Source organism: Saccharomonospora iraqiensis subsp. paurometabolica YIM 90007 (genome assembly GCF_000231035.2).
Classification (GTDB): Bacteria; Actinomycetota; Actinomycetes; order Mycobacteriales; family Pseudonocardiaceae; genus Saccharomonospora; species Saccharomonospora paurometabolica.
The window spans coordinates 4,560-22,135 of sequence record NZ_KI912261.1 but is presented as its reverse complement, the minus strand read 5'-3'; the positions used below and the strand labels follow the sequence as shown (position 1 = coordinate 22,135).

Sequence of the window (17,576 nt, the reverse complement as noted above, 5' to 3'; positions counted from 1 at the left end):
CGGAGCTGGCCGCCCGGGTCGCCGGGCGGTATCCGGACCTCCGGGGGCTCGTGGCCGACGGGCTGCCCTACCACGAGGCGGGCGGCTCCGACGCGCAGGAACTCGGTGCGGCGATCGCCACCGGGGTGGCCTACCTGCGGGCGCTGACCGCGGCCGGGATGTCGGTCGGGGACGCCGCCGCGTGCGTGGAGTTCCGGCTGGCCGCCACCGTCGACCAGTTCGCCACCACCGCCAAGTTCCGCGCCGCGCGCAAGCTCTGGGCGCGGGTCACCGAGGTCAGCGGGGCGCCGGACGTGCCGATGCGGCAGCACGCCGTCACCTCGCCCGCGATGCTGACCCGCCGGGACCCGGCGGTGAACATGCTGCGCACCACCGTCGCCTGCTTCGCGGCCGGAACCGGCGGCGCCGACGCGGTCACCGTGCTCCCGTACGACACCGCGCTCGGCCTGCCCGACCGGTTCTCCCGGCGGCTGGCCCGCAACACGCAGGCCATCCTGCTCCAGGAGTCGAAACTCGCCGCCGTGATCGACCCGGCGGGCGGGTCGTACTACGTGGAGAACCTCACCGACGCGCTCGCCCACGCGGCGTGGCGGGAGTTCACCGCGATCGAGGGCGCCGGGGGGATCGAGGCCGAACTGGACTCCGGTGCGCTGGCGGACCGGCTGGCCGCGACCTCGGACGCCCGGTCCCGCAGGCTGGCCACCCGCACCCGGGCGATCACCGGGGTCAGCGAGTTCCCGCTGCCGGACGAGTCGCTGCCGGAGCGCACGCCCGCACCCGGGCCGGTCGAGACCGGCGGTCTGCCCCGTGTCCGGTACGCCCGCGAGTACGAGGAGCTGCGCGACCGCGCGGACACCCACCTCGTGCGGCACGGCCGCAGGCCCCGGGTCTTCCTGGCGACCCTGGGCACGCTGGCCGAACACACCGCGCGGGCGACGTTCGCGGCCAACCTGTTCCAGGCGGGCGGGATGGAACCCGTGGATCCGGGCGAGACCGCCGACCTCGACGCCCTGGTGGCCGCCTTCCGGGACAGCGGCACCACCGTGGCGTGCCTGTGCGGCACCGACACCGCCTACGCCGCACAGGCCGAACGGGTCGCCGCGGCCCTGCACGACGCCGGGGCGGCCACGGTCCTGCTGGCCGGGAAACCCGCTGACCACACCCACGTCGACGGCTACGTCCACGCCGGATGCGACGCGCTCGCGGTCCTGTCCGGCACCCTCGACACCCTCGGAGTCGCCCGATGAGCATCCCCGACTTCACCGACGTCGACCTCGGCACGCCGCGGCCGCACGACCGGCGGGAGTGGGCCGAGGCGCTGCGGGCCCGCACCGGCAAGGACGTCGACGCCCTGACCGGCCGGACCCCGGAGGGCATCGACGTCCGGCCGCTCTACACCGCCGAGGACCTCGACGGGGTCGACCACCTGCACACCTATCCCGGCATCGCGCCGTACGTGCGTGGGCCGTACCCGACGATGTACACGAACCAGCCGTGGACGATCCGCCAGTACGCGGGGTTCTCCACGGCCGCCGAGTCGAACGCGTTCTACCGGCGCAACCTCGCCGCGGGGCAGAAGGGCCTGTCGGTGGCGTTCGACCTGGCCACCCACCGCGGCTACGACTCCGACCACCCGCGGGTGGCCGGCGACGTCGGGATGGCCGGGGTGGCGATCGACTCGATCCTCGACATGCGGCAACTCTTCGACGGCATCCCGCTGGACAAAATGAGTGTGTCCATGACGATGAACGGTGCCGTGCTGCCGGTGCTGGCGCTCTACGTCGTGGCCGCCGAGGAGCAGGGGGTGCCGCCGGAGAAGCTCACCGGGACCATCCAGAACGACATCCTCAAGGAGTTCATGGTCCGCAACACCTACATCTACCCGCCGCAGCCGTCGATGCGGATCATCTCCGACATCTTCTCCTACACCTCGCGGCGGATGCCGAAGTTCAACTCGATCTCGATCTCCGGCTACCACATGCAGGAGGCCGGGGCCACCGCCGACCTGGAGCTGGCCTACACCCTGGCCGACGGGGTGGAGTACCTGCGCGCCGGGCTGGACGCCGGGCTGGACATCGACGCGTTCGCCCCGCGGTTGTCGTTCTTCTTCGGCATCGGGATGAACTTCTTCACCGAGGTCGCCAAGCTGCGGGCCGCGCGTCTGCTGTGGGCGAGGCTGGTCAAGCGGTTCGGGCCGGCCGACGACAAGTCGCTCAGCCTGCGTACGCACAGCCAGACCTCCGGCTGGTCGCTCACCGCCCAGGACGTCTACAACAACGTGGTGCGGACCTGCGTGGAGGCGATGGCCGCCACCCAGGGGCACACCCAGTCGCTGCACACCAACGCCCTCGACGAGGCGCTGGCCCTGCCCACCGACACCAGCGCGCGGATCGCCCGCAACACCCAGCTGCTGTTGCAGCAGGAGTCCGGCACGACCCGGGTGGTCGACCCGTGGGGCGGCAGCGCGTTCGTCGAGCGGCTCACCCACGACCTCGCGGACCGGGCGTGGGCGCACCTGGAGGAGGTCGAGTCGGCGGGGGGCATGGCCGCCGCCATCGACGCGGGCATCCCGAAGCTGCGCATCGAGGAGGCCGCCGCCCGCACCCAGGCGCGCATCGACTCCGGCAGGCAGCCGGTCGTGGGCGTGAACACCCACCGCGTCGGCGCGGAGGAGTCCGAGGACGTCCTGGACGTGCTCAAGATCGACAATGAGGAGGTCCGGGCGCAGCAGCTGGCGAAACTGGAGCGGCTGCGCGCCGAACGGGACCCCGAGGCCACCGCCGAGGCACTGCGCAGGCTCACCGCGGGTGCCGAGGGGGACGGCAACCTGCTGGAGCTGGCCGTCGACGCCGCACGGGCGAAGGCCACCGTCGGGGAGATCTCCGAGGCGCTGGAGCAGGTCTGGGGGCGGCACTCCGGACAGATCCGTACGCTCTCCGGGGTGTACCGCGAGGAGGTCGGCGAGTCGCCGGACGTGACGGCGGCCCGGGAGCGGGTGGACCGCTTCGCCGGGGCCGAGGGCCGCAGGCCGCGCATCCTGGTGGCCAAGATGGGCCAGGACGGCCACGACCGCGGGCAGAAGGTGATCTCGACCGCGTTCGCCGACATCGGTTTCGACGTCGACGTCGGCCCGCTGTTCTCCACCCCCGCCGAGGTCGCACGGCAGGCCGTGGAGTCCGACGTGCACATCGTGGGCGTGTCGTCCCTGGCGGCGGGGCATCTGTCCCTGGTCCCCGCGCTGCGGGCCGAACTCGCCGAGCTGGGCAGGCCGGACATCCTGATCGTGTGCGGCGGGGTGATCCCGCCCCAGGACCACGACGCGCTGCACGAGGCGGGCGCGGTGGCGGTGTTCGGGCCGGGCACCGTGATCGCCGAGGCCGCCCTGGGCCTGCTCGACCAGCTCGAGGCGCGACACTCGTAGGCATGGCATCCGTTCCCGACGTCGCCGCCCTGGCCGAGGGGGTCCGGGCGGGCGACCGCGGCACCCTGGCGCGGGCGATCACGCTCGTCGAGTCACAGCGTCCGGACCACCGCCGTGCCGCCCAGGACCTGCTGGTCGCGCTGCTGCCGGACTCCGGGGGCGCGGCCCGCGTGGGCATCACCGGTGTGCCCGGGGTCGGCAAGTCCACCTTCATCGACCAGCTCGGCACCACCCTGACCGGGCAGGGGCACCGGGTGGCCGTGCTGGCGGTGGACCCGTCGTCCACCCGGACCGGCGGCAGCATCCTGGGCGACAAGACGCGGATGGCGCGGCTCGCCGTCGACCCCGCGGCGTTCATCCGGCCCTCACCCACCTCCGGCACGCTCGGCGGGGTGGCCCGGGCCACCCGGGAGACCATCGTGCTGATGGAGGCCGCGGGCCACGACGTCGTGCTGGTGGAGACCGTCGGGGTCGGCCAGTCCGAGGTCACCGTGGCGGGCATGGTCGACTCCTTCCTGTTCCTGACCCTGGCCCGCACGGGCGACCAGCTGCAGGGGATCAAGAAGGGCGTGCTGGAACTCGCCGACGTGATCGCGGTGAACAAGGCCGACGGCGAGCACGAACGGGAGGCCCGCCGGGCCGCGCGGGAGCTGTCCGGGGCGCTGCGGATGCTCTACGGGCCGCACGCGGAGTGGACCCCGCCCGTGCTCACGTGCAGCGGGATGACCGGGACCGGCCTGGACACCGTGTGGCAGCAGCTCGGCAGGCACCGGGACACCCTGGCGGCCTCCGGGGAGCTGGCCGCCAAGCGGCGGCGGCAGCAGGTGGACTGGACCTGGTCGATGGTGCGGGAACAGCTGCTCGACCGGCTCGCCGGGCACACCTCCGTGCGCGCGGTCGTGGCGGAGGTCGAACGGGACGTGCGCGAGGGCCGCAGCACGCCGACCCTGGCGGCCGAACGGATCCTCGAGGCGTTCGGCGTCCCGGCCGTGGACGGGGACTGACGGACGGTGTCCGCGGACGGGGACTGACGCGGCACGCCCGGACCGGGCACACTGTTCGCCGTGCGTGTGTATGCCGTTGTGCTCAGTGTCCTCACCGTGTTCGTCCTCGCCGTGTCCGCCGTCGCCGTGGGTGTCGGCCCCGTCGGTCCCGCGCCGGGGGCCGTCGCCGCACCGGCGGAACCGGCCGGGCTCCCGGCCGTGGCGCAGACCGACGAGACCGGGGAGAGCCCGCCGCCCGGGCCCGAGCTCGACTCCACCACCCGCGAGGAGGCCGAGGAGGACAACAGCAAGCTCGTCGTCGGCGTGGCCGCGGCGATCCTGCTGGGTATCGTCCTGTGGGGTCGGTGGTACCGGAAGAAGCGGTCGGAGAGCGGCGGGTGAGCGGTCGGTCACCGCACAGCGTCACCGAACCGAGCGTCACCGTTTAGCGCAAACGGGCGACCTTCCGTCTCTGTGCTAGGACATCCGGGTTACGCATACTCTGGTTGGTGTCAAACTGAGAGCAGATGCGTACGGCAATGACCTATCCATGGAGAACCGACCAGCGGACGCCGGAGCTGCCTGTCCGCGCCCAGCTGGGTACGTGCGGAGGTGCGGCGTGACCGTTCTCGACTCGCGGCCCGAACGACCCGGGGAGCCCGATCCCGGGTCCGATCCCGCGGAGAACGCGGAGATCTCGGAGATCTCGGAGACCGCGGAGATCGCGGGTTCCGGGGAGTCCGGGGGATCGGCGGGGGTGCTGCTCACCGGATCCGACCCGGACCTCTCCGGCGGGGTCGGCACGGACGTGGACGACCCCGGCCGGGGGCGCGGGCCCGACTGGCTCGACGGGTGGCTGGCCGAGTACGCCTCCGACGTCGTGGCCTGGCGCAGGCACATCCACACCAACCCCGAGCTGGCGCGCCGCGAGTACGGCACCACGGAATTGGTGACGACGCTGCTGCGCTCGGCCGGGCTGAAGCCGTGGGTGCTGCCCGGCGGCACCGGGGTCGTCTGCGACATCGGCGACGGCCCGTCGTGCGTGGCCCTGCGGGCGGACCTCGACGCACTCCCCCTGACCGAGGCGACCGGACTGCCGTTCGCCTCCCGCGTGGACGGCGTGGCGCACGCCTGCGGCCACGACGCGCACACGACGGTGCTGCTGGCCACCGGCCTCGCCCTGGCGAGCGCGCCGGAACTGCCCGGCCGGGTGCGGCTGATCTTCCAACCCGCCGAGGAGGTCATGCCGGGCGGGGCGCTGGACGCCATCGAGGCGGGTGTGCTCGACGGGGTCGACCGGATCTTCGGCCTGCACTGCGACCCCCGGCTGCGGGCGGGCACGATCGGCACCCGGGTGGGGGCGCTCACCTCGGCGGCCGACCTGGTGGAGCTGCGGCTGAGTTCGCCGGGCGGGCACACCTCGCGTCCGCACCTGACCGCCGACCTCGTGCACGCGCTCGGCACGGTGATCACCTCCCTGCCGTCGGTGCTCTCCCGGCGGGTGGACCCGCGTTCGGGCACGGTGCTGGTGTGGGGTGCGGTGCACGCCGGGGAGGCCGCCAACGCGGTGCCGGAGGAGGGGCTGCTGCGCGGCACGCTGCGCACGGCCGATCACGAGACGTGGACCCAGCTGGAGCCGCTGGTCGAGTCGTCGGTGCAGGCCCTGCTCGCGCCGACCGGCGTCGGGCACGAGCTGAACTACCGGCGGGGGGTGCCCCCGGTGGTCAGCGAGCCGGAGAGCACCGGCCTGCTGCGCACCGCCGTCGAGGCCGCCCTGGGCACGGACGCGCTGGTGGGCACCGAGCAGTCCTCCGGCGGCGAGGACTTCGGGTGGTACCTGGAGCACGTGCCGGGCGCGTTCGCCCGCCTCGGCGTGTGGCCCGGTGAGGGCCCGACACGCGACCTGCACCAGCCGACGTTCGACCTGGACGAACGCGCCCTCCTGGCCGGCGTCCGCACCCTCACCCACACCGCCCTCGCCGCCCTCACCTGACCACCCTGCCCGACCGCGAGTCGCCACCCCAGCCCCGCGAGTCGCCACCCCAGCCCCGCGAGTCGCCACCCCGGACCCGCGAGTCGCCACCCCGGACCCGCGAGTTGCCACCCTGGGACGGTGAGCCGACGGTCCGCTCGCGCTGACGTTGTCCACAGGGGTGGGAGCTGTCCACAGGACTGTGGGTAACTCCGCGCCCGGGGCACCGTGCTCGCGCAGAGTGCGGACATGACCTCACTCCCGCACGGACTGCACGGTGCCCATCTCCGCAGCGACCTGGCCGCACTCATCGGGCGGGGCGCACTCCGCGCCGCGCTGCGCGAGGGCCGTCTGACGAGCTTCTCCCGCACGGTCGTCGTCGAGGCGCGCCGCGTCGGCGAATTCCACACCCGCGCGGCGGCGGCGCTGCTCACCGTCGGTGACACAGCGGTGCTCAGCGGACAGAGCGCCCTCGCCGTGCACGGATGCGCCGCTGCGGAGACGGCACCGGTGCACCTGCTCGTCCCGTACACCCGCCGGACCTACCGGCGCACGGGGCTCGTCACGCACCAGGGCACCGTCGACGGCGCGGACGTCGACGCCGTCGCAGGGCTCCGGGTCCACGTCCCGCAGGCGGCCTTGGCGGAGGTGCTCTGCCGCGGTTCCCGGCGCACGGCGCTGGCCTGCGCGGACGCGACGCTGCGACTGCTGGCCGAACACGAGCGCGAGGCGTTCCGCACCCTGGTGGCCGGCCGTGTCGACCGCAGGCCCGACATACGGGGACGTCGACAGGCCCACGAGCTGCTGACGCTGGCGTCGGGACTGGCCGAGTCGCCCGCCGAGAGCGGGGTGCTGCTCACCCTCGTCGACGGGGGACTGCCGGTGCCCGAGCAGCAGGTCCCGGTCCTCGACCACCGCGGTGTCGTGCTCTATCGGCTCGACTTCGCGTGGCGGGAGGTGCGGGTCGCCGTGGAGTACGACGGGTACCGGTGGCACGAGGGGCGTCGGGACTCCGACGCGGCCCGGGACGAGGATCTGCGCAGGAGGGGCTGGACCGTGGTGCGTGCGGATGCGCGGGACCTGGTCGAACCCGCACGGTTGCGCAGCGAGGTCCGGGAGCTCCTCCGTCGCCGCGGACTGCCGCTGTGGAACGGGAGTGGCGACTCACGGGTCTGAAGGGGCGACTCGCGGTCCCGAGGTGGCAACTCGCGGTCCTGAAGTGGCGACTCGCGGGGGTGGGGTCAGGGGCCGATGCGTTTGCAGGGGCGGGTGCGGAGGTCGTCGACGTAGTCGGCGGGGGCGCCCGCGGCCTCGGCGGCGTCGGCCAGCACGCCGAGGTAGCGGGCCGACGGGAGGCCGCCCTCGTAGGCGTCCAGGACGTACAACCAGGCCAGGACCGACCCGTCCATGGTCTGCACCCGCAACCTGATCTTGGTGTGCAGGCCGAGTTCGCCGCCTTCCCACTGGTCCAGCCGTGATTCATCCAACTGTGTGACGTCGTACAGCACGACGAAGACACGGGAGCCGGGATCCTCGACGATGGTCGCCAGCGCACCTTCCCAGTTCAGGTCCTCGCCACCGAAGGTGAGCCGCCAACCCTCCAGCCAGCCGGTTCCGGCCATCGGGGAGTGCGGGGCTCGGTCCGACATCTGAGCGGGGTCCATGTTGGACCCGTACGCGGCATACAGGGGCACGACTCCAGGGTAACGACCACCGGCTCACCCGAAAGGCCGCACTCCGCGTGTCGCCTCTTAGAGTTGGACGGGCAGCAGGCGTGTGGAGGGAGTCGAGTTGAGCAGAATCGTGATCATGGGTGGCGGCCCGGCCGGGTACGAGGCGGCGCTGGTCGCCGCGCAACACGGCGGCGAGGTCACCGTGGTGGAGCGGGACGGCCTCGGCGGCGCCTGCGTGCTCTACGACTGCGTCCCCTCGAAGACCTTCATCGCCTCCTCCGGCGCCCGCGCCGGGCTGCACGGCTTCCCGGAACTCGGCATCCAGGTCGCCAGGCCGCACATCGACCTGCCCACGGTGCACGGCCGGGTGCGCGGCCTCGCGCTGGCCCAGTCGGCCGACGTCCGCGCCCGGGTCCAGCGGGAGGGCGTGCGGATCGTGGCGGGCACGGCCCGGTTCCGCGACACGGAACCCGGGCTCGCCACGCACCGCATCGGGGTGAGGACGCCGGACGGTACCGAGGAACTGCTGGACGCCGACGTGGTGCTGGTCGCCACCGGGGCGACACCGAGGGTGCTGCCCGGTGCGGTGCCCGACGGCGAGCGCATCCTCGACTGGCGCCAGCTGTACACCCTGCCGGAGCTGCCCGAGCATCTCGCCGTGATCGGCTCCGGGGTCACCGGCGCCGAGTTCGCCTCGGCCTACACCGAGATGGGTGTCAAGGTCACCGTCGTCTCCAGCCGGGACCGGGTGCTGCCGCACGAGGACGCCGACGCCGCCGCCGTCCTGGAGGAGGTCTTCTCCCAACGCGGCACCACCGTGGTCAAGCACGCCCGGGCCGACCGGGTCGAGCGCACCGACGACGGGGTGCGCATCCACCTCACCGACGGCAGGGAGATCGAGGCCAGCCACGCCCTGATGACGGTCGGCTCGGTGCCGAACACCGACGACATCGGGCTCGACCGGGTGGGGATCGAGCCCGGGCCCGGTGGCTTCATCAACGTGGACCGGGTCTCGCGCACCACCGCTCCCGGCGTCTACGCCGCGGGGGACTGCACCGGGACGATGATGCTGGCCTCGGTCGCGAGCATGCAGGGCCGGACCGCGATGTGGCACGCGCTCGGCGAGGGGGTCACCCCGATCCGGCTGCGCACGGTGGCGGCCAACGTCTTCACCCACCCCGAGATCGCGACGGTGGGCGTGAGCCAGCAGGCCGTCGACTCGGGCGAGGTCCCCGCCCGCACGATCATGCTGCCGTTGTCCACCAACCCCCGGGCGAAGATGGAGGGCCTGCGGCACGGGTTCGTGAAGCTGTTCTGCCGGCCGGCGACCGGTGTCGTCGTGGGCGGGGTGGTGGTCGCCCCGACCGCGAGCGAGCTGATCCTGCCGATCGCGCTCGCGGTGCAGAACCAGCTCACCGTGGACAACCTCGCGCTCACGTTCTCCGTGTACCCGTCGCTGTCCGGTTCGATCACCGAGGCCGGGCGGCAGCTCATGCGGCACGACGACCTGGACTGACGCCGCTCGCGGGGGTGTTGCCGGGGCACACCCGCCCGGGCGGTGGTGACGTTGCGGGTGGGTGCGTCGGCGCTCATGCTGGATGTGACGACATCCGGGCGAACACTGGAGCGCTGACGATGACTCTGCGTGACACACCCTGGCCCGACGGCACCCCGTGCTGGGTCGACCTGATGGTGCCCGACCCGCGGATGGCGATGGACTTCTACGGCGCCCTGCTCGGGTGGCAGTTCACCGACCAGGGCGACGAGTCGGACAACTACCTCATGTGCTCGGTCGACGGCCGCGCCGTCGCCGGGCTGGGCGGGAGTCCCGCCGGGGAGGACGCCCCGGCGGTATGGACGACCTACCTCGCCACCTCGGACCTGGACCGCACGGCCGCGGCGGTCACCGACGCGGGCGGCACCCTGCTGGTGCCGCCGGTCGACGTGATGGCGCACGGACGGATGGCGGTGGCCGCCGACCCGGTGGGTGCCGCGTTCGGCCTCTGGCAGGCGGGCGGGCACATCGGCGCGCGGCTGACCGACACGCCCTCGTCGGTGCTGTGGAACGAGTGCATGGTGCGCGACTTCGACACCGCCCGGGACTTCTACGCCGCCGTGTTCGGCTACGGGTTCGACGACATGTCCGACGACCAGTACACCTACGCCACGATGCTGGTCGACGGACGTCCGGTCGGGGGGCTCGGGCTGCTGCCGGACGACGTCCCCGCCGACGTACCGCCGCACTGGATGGTCTACTTCGGTGTGCCGGACACCGACGCCGCGGTGGCCGAGGTCGACCGGCTGGGCGGGCGCGTGCTGGCCGACCCGACGGACACCCCGTACGGGCGGTACTCGATGGTCACCGACAACCAGGGGGTGTCGTTCTCCCTGCTGTCGGTCACCGCCGAGCCGGAGCTGACCGCAGCCACCTGACGTGGGCCGGGGCGGGGGTCGTCGGGGAACCACCCACCCGACGGCTCCCGCCCCGGGAGCTCCCTCCGTCGTTCCGCCCGCCGCGCTTCAGTCAGCGCTGCGGGCTTCATTCAGCCCTGCTGCTCGGAGCTCTCCTGCTCGACCCAGCCGAACGTCTTGGTGACCGCCTTCTTCCAGTTGCGGTACTCACGCGCCCGGCGGGTCTCGTCCATCGACGGCTCCCACCGCTTGTCCTCGGACCAGTTGGCGCGGATGTCGTCCTCGCTCGCCCAGAAGCCGACGGCGAGCCCGGCCGCGTAGGCGGCGCCGAGCGCGGTGGTCTCGCTGACCTGCGGCCGGATGACCGACACGCCCAGGATGTCCGCCTGGAACTGCATCAGCAGGTCGTTGACCACCATGCCGCCGTCCACCTTGAGCGTCTTCAACGGCACGCCGGAGTCGGCGTTCATGGCGTCGATGACCTCGCGGGTCTGGAACGCCGTCGCCTCCAGCACCGCGCGGGCGAGGTGGCCCTTGTTGACGTACCGGGTGAGGCCCACGATCGCGCCGCGGGCGTCCGAGCGCCAGTACGGGGCGAACAGGCCGGAGAACGCGGGCACGAAGTAGGCGCCGCCGTTGTCCTCCACGGTGCGGGCGTGGTTCTCGATCTCGGCCGCCGAGCCGATCATGTTCAGGTTGTCCCGCAGCCACTGGACCAGCGACCCGGTGACGGCGATCGCGCCCTCCAGCGCGTACACCGGTGCGTTCGTGCCGATCTTGTAGCAGACCGTGGTGAGCAGTCCGTTCTCCGACATCACCTTCTCGGTGCCGGTGTTGAGCAGGACGAAGTTGCCGGTGCCGTAGGTGTTCTTCGCCTCGCCGACGGACAGGCAGGCCTGGCCGAAGGTGGCCGCCTGCTGATCGCCGAGGATGCCCGCGATCGGCACGCCGCCCAGTGCGCCGCGTTCGCGGGTGGTGCCGTAGGTCTCCGACGACGAGCGGATGTCCGGCAGCACCGACATCGGGATGCCCATGTCGGCGGCGATGCTCTCGTCCCAGGACAGCGTGTCGAGATTCATCAGCAGGGTGCGGGAGGCGTTGGTCGGGTCGGTGACGTGCAGGCCGCCGTCGACGCCGCCGGTCATGTTCCACAGCACCCAGGTGTCCATGTTCCCGAACAGCAGGTCCCCCGCCTCGGCGCGCTCGCGGACGCCCTCGACGTTGTCCAGGATCCACTTCACCTTCGGGCCGGAGAAGTAGGTCGCCAGCGGGAGCCCGGTGATGTCCCGGTACCGCTCCTGCCCGCCACCGAGTTCGCCGAGTTCGGTGATGATGCGGTCGGTGCGGGTGTCCTGCCAGACGATCGCGTTGTAGACCGGCTTGCCGGTGTGCCGGTCCCACACCAGCGTCGTCTCCCGCTGGTTGGTGATCCCCACCGCGGCGATCTCGGAGGCGGTCAGGTCGCCCGCGGCCAGGGCGCCCGCGGCGGTGGCCCGGGTGTTCGCCCAGATCTCCTCCGCGTCGTGCTCGACCCAACCCGCCTCCGGGAAGATCTGCCGGTGTTCACGCTGGTCGGAGGCCACCACCCGACCGGAGTGGTCGAAGATCATCGTCCGGGTGGACGTGGTCCCCTGGTCGATGGCGGCGATGTACGAGGCCATACGTCGTCTCCTGTCTCCTCTCGGGCCCCGCGGCCCGCGGCGGTGGCGTCCCGCATCGGATGTCGTGGCGGTCAGTCCTCGTCGGAGCCGGGCACGCGCCCCGGTGGCGGCTTCTCCATGCCCTCGGGGAACTCGCGGGCATGGAGCACCTGGCCGATGAAGAAGTCGTAGATGAGGATGCCGAGCACACCGCCGATCAGCGGCCCGACGATCGGGATCCACCAGTAGTTGCTGAACCAGTCCCCGTTGCCGGGGAACGCCGTCTCGCCCCATCCCGCCAGCCACGTGAAGAACCGGGGGCCGAAGTCACGCGCCGGGTTGATCGCGTACCCGGCGCCGGTACCGAAGCTGAGGCCGATCGCGCCCACCACGAACCCGATCGCCCAGGGGCCGAAGTTAGCGGTCGGCCCCGGGGCCATGTTCCGGTTGTCGATCAGTGCGGCGATGACGCCCACCAGCAGCGCGGTGCCCACGATCTGGTCGACGAACGGGCCCCACGCCCCGCCGCCGAAGTATTCCGCGGGGAACGTCGCGAAGATCGAGAAGCTCGGCACGGACTCGTCCCGGGCGAGGCCCTCGGACTCGTTGAACACCTCGATCGCGTCGTTGTAGACGGCGTAGACCACCGCCGCGCCGGCGAAGGCGCCCAGGGTCTGCGCGATCCAGTACGGGATCACCTTGATCCAGGGAAACTTCCGGCTCACCGCGAAGGCCAGCGTGACCGCCGGGTTGATGTGTGCGCCGCTGACCCCGCCCGCGACGTACACACCGAACGCCACCGCCAGCGCCCAGCCGAACGCGATGATCAGCCAGTTGCCCGGTCCGAACTCGTCGAACTGCCTGCCCGAGCCGGGAAGCCCCGCGAGGGCGACGGCCACCGAGCCGGCGCCGAACATCAGCAGGACCGCGGTACCGAGGAACTCGGCCAGCAGCTCCCCGCCGGTACCTTGTCTGATTCGTGCCCACCCACCGGAACGGCTCTGCTCCGCGGTCGCGCTCATCCGCCCTCCTCGGGAAGTGGCCTCGTTGCCAGGTCCGATCCATCGTCCCACGCGGACAATGCCCCCGCAGCGGTCGAACGGCGGCAGCGGCGGTGGCCGCCACGGACGTGTGCGGATCCACCGGTTCGGCCCGCCGGTTCGGCCGGACGGGGGAGCGGAACCGTTCCGGTGGTCGACCGACCGCCCCCCGCCGCGCCTTCGAGTCGCCCGGACCCGGCGTCGGCGTGGGATGCTGGGGGTGGACGACGGCGCGACCACCTGCCCGCCGGCGCCGGACGCTCGTGAGGAGGGAACACACGTGACCGTGTCGATGGGACCGGCCGACCGCGAGGACTCGTGGCGGCGGCTGCGCGAGGAGACGTTCGACGTCGTGGTGATCGGCGGCGGTGTGGTGGGTGCCGGGACGGCGCTCGACGCGGCGACGCGGGGCCTGCGGGTGGCGCTGGTCGAGGCGCGCGACTTCGCCTCGGGCACCTCCAGCCGGTCCAGCAAGCTGTTCCACGGTGGACTGCGCTACCTGGAGCAGCTCGAGTTCGGACTGGTGCGGGAGGCGTTGCGGGAACGGGAGCTGATGCTGACCCGGCTGGCGCCGCACCTGGTCAAGCCGGTGAGCTTCCTCTACCCGCTCACCCACCGGGTGTGGGAGCGGCCCTACACCGCCGCAGGGCTGCTGCTCTACGACACGATGGGCGGGTCCCGGTCGGTGCCGGGACAGAAGCACCTGACCCGGGCGGGGGCCCTGCGGATGGTTCCCGCCCTCAAACGCGACGCCCTCGTCGGGGGCGTCCGGTACTACGACGCGCTGGCCGACGACGCCCGGCACACGATGACCGTCGCGCGCACGGCGGCCCACTACGGTGCCGTGGTGCGCACGTCCACCCAGGTGGTGGACTTCCTGCGGGAGGCCGACCGGGTGTCCGGGGTGCGGGTGCGCGACGTCGAGACCGGTGACGAGGCCGACGTCGGGGCCGCGGTCGTGGTCAACGCCGCGGGCGTGTGGACCGACGAGCTGCAGCACGCCTCGGGCAGCCGGGGTCGGTTCCGGGTCCGGGCGAGCAAGGGCGTGCACATCGTGGTGCCCCGCGACCGCATCATCTCCGAGTCCGGCCTCATCCTGCGCACGGAGAAGTCGGTGCTGTTCGTCATCCCGTGGCGCAACCACTGGATCCTCGGCACCACCGACACCGACTGGCACCTCGACCTGGCCCACCCGGCGGCCACCCGGCACGACATCGACTACATCCTCGACCACGTCAACGAGGTGCTCGCGCGGCCGCTGACGCACGACGACATCGAGGGCGTCTACGCCGGTCTGCGCCCGTTGCTCGCGGGGGAGAGCGAGGAGACCTCGAAGCTGTCCCGCGAACACGCCGTCTCCCGGGTGGCCCCGGGCTTCGTCGCGATCGCGGGCGGGAAGTACACCACCTACCGGGTGATGGCGGCCGACGCGGTCGACGCGGCGGCCGCGGACCTGCCGGGCCGGGCGCGGCCGTCGATCACCGACAAGGTCCCCCTCGTGGGCGCGGACGGGTACCACGCCCTGGTCAACCAGGCCGACCACCTCGGCGCCCGGCACGGGCTGCACCCGTACCGGGTGCGGCACCTGCTGGACCGTTACGGGTCGCTGATCGGTCAGGTGCTGGCCGAGGCCGACGGCAGACCCGAGCTGCTGCGGCCGTTGGACGCCGCTCCGGACTACCTGCGGGTGGAGATCACCTACGCGGCGTCCCACGAGGGGGCGCTGCACCTGGAGGACGTCCTCGCCCGCCGCACCCGCATCTCGATCGAGTACCCGCACCGGGGTGTGGACTGCGCCCGCCAGGTCGCGGAGCTGATGGCCGAGGTGCTGGGCTGGTCGGCGGAGACGACCGCCCGCGAGATCGAGGTGTACCGGGAGCGGGTGGAGGCCGAGCGCGCGTCCCAGTCGCAGCCCGACGACGCGGCCGCCGACGAGCGGCGCTCCGCCGCGCCCGAGGCCCGTTCCGGCCTGGTGGACGTGGGGGACTGACGGCTCGTCGTCGGCGCCGGGTCAGCTGCCGAGGACGCCCCGCTGCCGTGCGGCGGCGACCGCCGCGGTACGGGAGTCCACGTCCAGCTTGGTGTAGATGTGGGCGAGGTGGGATTTCACCGTCGCCTCGCTGACGTGCAGGTGGCGGCTGATGCGCTGGTTGGACAGCCCCGCGGCCACCAGGCCCAGCACCTCGGTTTCCCGGGGGCTCAGTGCCGCACCGGGGTTGCGCACCCGGTCGAGCAGCCGGTGCGCGACCGACGGCGACAGGGCTGAACGGCCGTGCGCGGCGGTGCGGACGGCATCGGCGAGTTCCTCCGGCGGCGCGTCCTTGAGCAGGTAGCCGGTGGCGCCCGCCTCGATCGCGGCGAGGATGTCGGCGTCGGTGTCGTAGGTGGTCAGCACGAGGACCCGGGGCGCGTCGTCCGCCGCGGTGATGCGGGCCGTGGCCGTCGCGCCGTCCGTGGTCGTGGTGTCCGTGGGCGGGCCGAACCGCAGGTCCATCAGCACCACGTCGATCCCGCCCCGCCCGGCGAGGCGTACGGCCTCGTCCGCGCCGCCGGTCTCGGCCACGACGGTGAAGTCCGGCTCCCGCTCCAGCAGTGCGCGCAGTCCCGTGCGTACCACGGGATGGTCGTCGGCCAGCAGGAGTCGGATCACGTGGTTTCCCCCTCCGACCCGGGGGTGGCCGGGGCGGGTCCGGCGGTGCGGGCGGGCACCGTGGCCGCGACGGCGGTGCCCCGGCCGGTCGCCGACTCCACGACCAGGGACCCGCCCAACTCCTCGACCCGCGCGCGCATGGCCCGCAACCCGAAGCCGCCGTCGTCCCACCGGGTGTCCGCGGTGCCGGGTCCGGTCGTGGGGTCGGTCGTGGGATCGTCGTCGAACCCGATGCCGTCGTCGACCACGTCCAGCGCCACCTCCGTGTCCATATAGCTGAGTGTCACGTCCGCACGGTCCGCCCGCGCGTGGGCCACGGTGTTCGCCAGCGCGGACTGCGCGACCCGCCAGAGGGCGGCCTCGGTCGCCGAGGACAGCGGCACGGCGGCACCGGACACGTGACAACGCACCACGGGTCCGGACTCCCCGGTCGTCCGTGCGCACAGCCCCCGCAACGCCTCGGGGAGCGAGGTACCGTCGAGCGCGGCCGGCCGTCGGTCGCGGACGAACCGGCGCGCCTCGGCCAGGTTGGTCGCGGCGGTCTCCCGTGCCTGCCGTACGAGGTCCGCGACCGGATCCGCCGGTCCGGGGGGTGGCCGGTCGTCCAGTGCGCGTTCGGCGGCCCGCAGCAGCAGCTGGATGCTGGACAGACCCTGCGCGACCGTGTCGTGGATCTCGCGGGCCATCCGCTCCCGCTCGGCCAGCATCCCCGCCCGGTGCTCGGCGGAGGCGAGCTCGTCCCGGGTCCGGCCGAGCGTGACCAGGAGCCTGCGGCGGCGCTCGCTCTCCCGGTACAGCGCCCGGTACCCGAGCACCGTGACGACGGCGACCAGCGCGCCCAGAGCCGGGCCGAGGACGGTCGCGGCGGTGAGTTCGTGGTGGTGCCACCCGAACCCGGCGATCGCCGCGCCGGTGGTGAGCACCACGACCGGGAGCGCCCACCGCGTGGGCAGCAGCGACAGCTGCGCGAAGAACAGCGGGAACGCGAGCCAGACCGCGTCGGCGGTCAGCACCAGCAGGACGAGCCAGAGCACACCGGACACCGCCAGCCAGGCCGCCGCGCGGCCGGTCGCGCGGGTGACGGCGGGCACCAGCACGCCGACGGCGTATCCGCACGCCCAGGCCACCGCCACCGCCGTCACGGCGGTCGGGCCCGCGAACGGGACGAGGTCGTCGGCGAGTTCCGCCGTGCCGGTGACCGCACGGACGACGACCGTCGTGACCAGCACGGCCGCGACGAGGTGCACGGCGGCGGTCAGTCCGCGCACGGCCGGGCTCGGGATGTCGGGCAGCACGGTGTCCCCAGGGTAGGGCGCCGACCGGGGGCCGGCATCGGCGGAAAGGTGGAGACGCGCCTCGATCCCCCGGACCGGCACGACCGTCCCCCGGTGCGATGCCGTGCGGCCCCCGCACCGGGGACGGTGGCGGTCGAGGCCCCGACCGGGATCCCGGCCGGGGGCGTGTCGGAAAGGAGGAGGAGACGGTGTTCGTCGCATGGCGGGACCTCCGCTTCGCCAGGGGGAGGTTCGCCCTGGTCGCCACCGTGCTCGTGCTGATCACGGCACTGGTGGGCTTGCTGTCCGGTCTGACGGAGGGGCTGGCGCGGGAGAACACGTCCGCGGTCACGGGGCTGCCCGCCGACCGGATCGCGTTCCGCGCCCTCGGGGAGGGGCGGGATCCGTCGTTCACGGACTCCCGGATCACCGCGGACGTCCGGCGGGGATGGGCGGCCCGGCCGGGTGTCGAGGCCGCCGACCCGCTCGCGATCGGCCGGGCACGCGCCGA

General features: G+C 73.1%; 14 protein-coding genes and 1 pseudogene. 10 read left to right on the top strand and 5 right to left on the bottom strand.

Going from position 1 to position 17,576, the window contains the following annotated elements; translation table 11 throughout:
- The 6 genes from SACPADRAFT_RS29375 to SACPADRAFT_RS29370 form a co-directional block, all read left to right on the top strand.
- Positions 1-1,247: methylmalonyl-CoA mutase family protein (locus SACPADRAFT_RS29375; protein ID WP_007024277.1), on the top strand; the 1,247-nt coding region annotated here is incomplete at its 5' end.
- Entirely contained in the window at positions 1,244-3,421 is a 2,178-nt protein-coding gene (gene scpA / locus SACPADRAFT_RS0222745) for a methylmalonyl-CoA mutase (protein ID WP_007024276.1), read from the top strand. The genes SACPADRAFT_RS29375 and scpA, both read left to right, overlap by 4 nt.
- A 2-nt stretch (positions 3,422-3,423) precedes the next feature.
- A complete protein-coding gene (gene meaB, locus SACPADRAFT_RS0222740) occupies positions 3,424-4,425 on the top strand; it encodes a methylmalonyl Co-A mutase-associated GTPase MeaB (RefSeq protein ID WP_007024275.1) in 1,002 nt (333 codons plus the stop codon).
- 60 nt (positions 4,426-4,485) lie between these two features.
- On the top strand, positions 4,486-4,806 hold the full coding sequence (locus tag SACPADRAFT_RS0222735; protein WP_007024274.1) for a hypothetical protein: 321 nt from the start codon (positions 4,486-4,488) through the stop codon (positions 4,804-4,806).
- A gap of 217 nt (positions 4,807-5,023) precedes the next feature.
- The gene (locus SACPADRAFT_RS0222730; protein WP_007024273.1) at positions 5,024-6,397 is read left to right on the top strand and encodes a M20 family metallopeptidase; all 1,374 of its coding nucleotides are present in this window, start codon (positions 5,024-5,026) and stop codon (positions 6,395-6,397) included.
- A 228-nt stretch (positions 6,398-6,625) separates the two neighbouring features.
- Positions 6,626-7,552, top strand: coding sequence for an endonuclease domain-containing protein (locus tag SACPADRAFT_RS29370; protein WP_007024272.1), 927 nt, complete (start codon positions 6,626-6,628; stop codon positions 7,550-7,552).
- Positions 7,553-7,617: 65 nt separating this feature from the next.
- Here the strand turns inward: SACPADRAFT_RS29370 and SACPADRAFT_RS0222720 are convergent, their stop codons facing one another.
- Positions 7,618-8,070: a gamma-glutamylcyclotransferase family protein gene (locus tag SACPADRAFT_RS0222720; RefSeq protein WP_007024271.1), complete on the bottom strand. Its 453-nt coding sequence runs from the start codon at positions 8,068-8,070 to the stop codon at positions 7,618-7,620.
- A gap of 97 nt (positions 8,071-8,167) precedes the next feature.
- Here SACPADRAFT_RS0222720 and SACPADRAFT_RS0222715 point away from each other — a divergent pair, with 97 nt between their 5' ends.
- Both SACPADRAFT_RS0222715 and SACPADRAFT_RS0222710 read left to right on the top strand, forming a co-directional pair.
- On the top strand, positions 8,168-9,565 hold the full coding sequence (locus SACPADRAFT_RS0222715; RefSeq protein ID WP_007024270.1) for an NAD(P)H-quinone dehydrogenase: 1,398 nt from the start codon (positions 8,168-8,170) through the stop codon (positions 9,563-9,565).
- A 119-nt stretch (positions 9,566-9,684) separates the two neighbouring features.
- Positions 9,685-10,482, top strand: a complete 798-nt coding sequence (locus SACPADRAFT_RS0222710; RefSeq protein WP_007024269.1) for a VOC family protein — start codon at positions 9,685-9,687, stop codon at positions 10,480-10,482.
- Between the two features lie 110 nt (positions 10,483-10,592).
- Here SACPADRAFT_RS0222710 and glpK read toward each other — a convergent pair whose 3' ends face one another.
- Both glpK and SACPADRAFT_RS0222700 read right to left on the bottom strand, forming a co-directional pair.
- Positions 10,593-12,122, bottom strand: a complete 1,530-nt coding sequence (gene glpK, locus SACPADRAFT_RS0222705; protein WP_007024268.1) for a glycerol kinase GlpK — start codon at positions 12,120-12,122, stop codon at positions 10,593-10,595.
- A 71-nt stretch (positions 12,123-12,193) separates the two neighbouring features.
- Positions 12,194-13,123 carry an MIP/aquaporin family protein gene (locus SACPADRAFT_RS0222700; protein ID WP_007024267.1) on the bottom strand — a complete coding sequence of 310 codons (930 nt, stop codon included), beginning with the start codon at positions 13,121-13,123 and terminating at the stop codon, positions 12,194-12,196.
- Positions 13,124-13,433: 310 nt separating this feature from the next.
- Between SACPADRAFT_RS0222700 and SACPADRAFT_RS0222695 the strand changes: the two genes are divergently transcribed.
- Complete coding sequence (locus SACPADRAFT_RS0222695; protein WP_157577308.1) at positions 13,434-15,131, top strand: glycerol-3-phosphate dehydrogenase/oxidase; 1,698 nt, start codon at positions 13,434-13,436, stop codon at positions 15,129-15,131.
- Between the two features lie 21 nt (positions 15,132-15,152).
- Here the strand turns inward: SACPADRAFT_RS0222695 and SACPADRAFT_RS0222690 are convergent, their stop codons facing one another.
- On the bottom strand, positions 15,153-15,791 hold the full coding sequence (locus SACPADRAFT_RS0222690; RefSeq protein ID WP_007024265.1) for a response regulator: 639 nt from the start codon (positions 15,789-15,791) through the stop codon (positions 15,153-15,155).
- Positions 15,788-17,086 carry a sensor histidine kinase gene (locus tag SACPADRAFT_RS0222685; RefSeq protein ID WP_051442564.1) on the bottom strand — a complete coding sequence of 433 codons (1,299 nt, stop codon included), beginning with the start codon at positions 17,084-17,086 and terminating at the stop codon, positions 15,788-15,790. Before SACPADRAFT_RS0222685 ends, SACPADRAFT_RS0222690 begins: the two co-directional genes overlap by 4 nt.
- 188 nt (positions 17,087-17,274) lie before the next feature.
- Here SACPADRAFT_RS0222685 and SACPADRAFT_RS33515 point away from each other — a divergent pair.
- Positions 17,275-17,576 (top strand): annotated as a pseudogene (locus tag SACPADRAFT_RS33515) (ABC transporter permease); the annotation flags it as partial.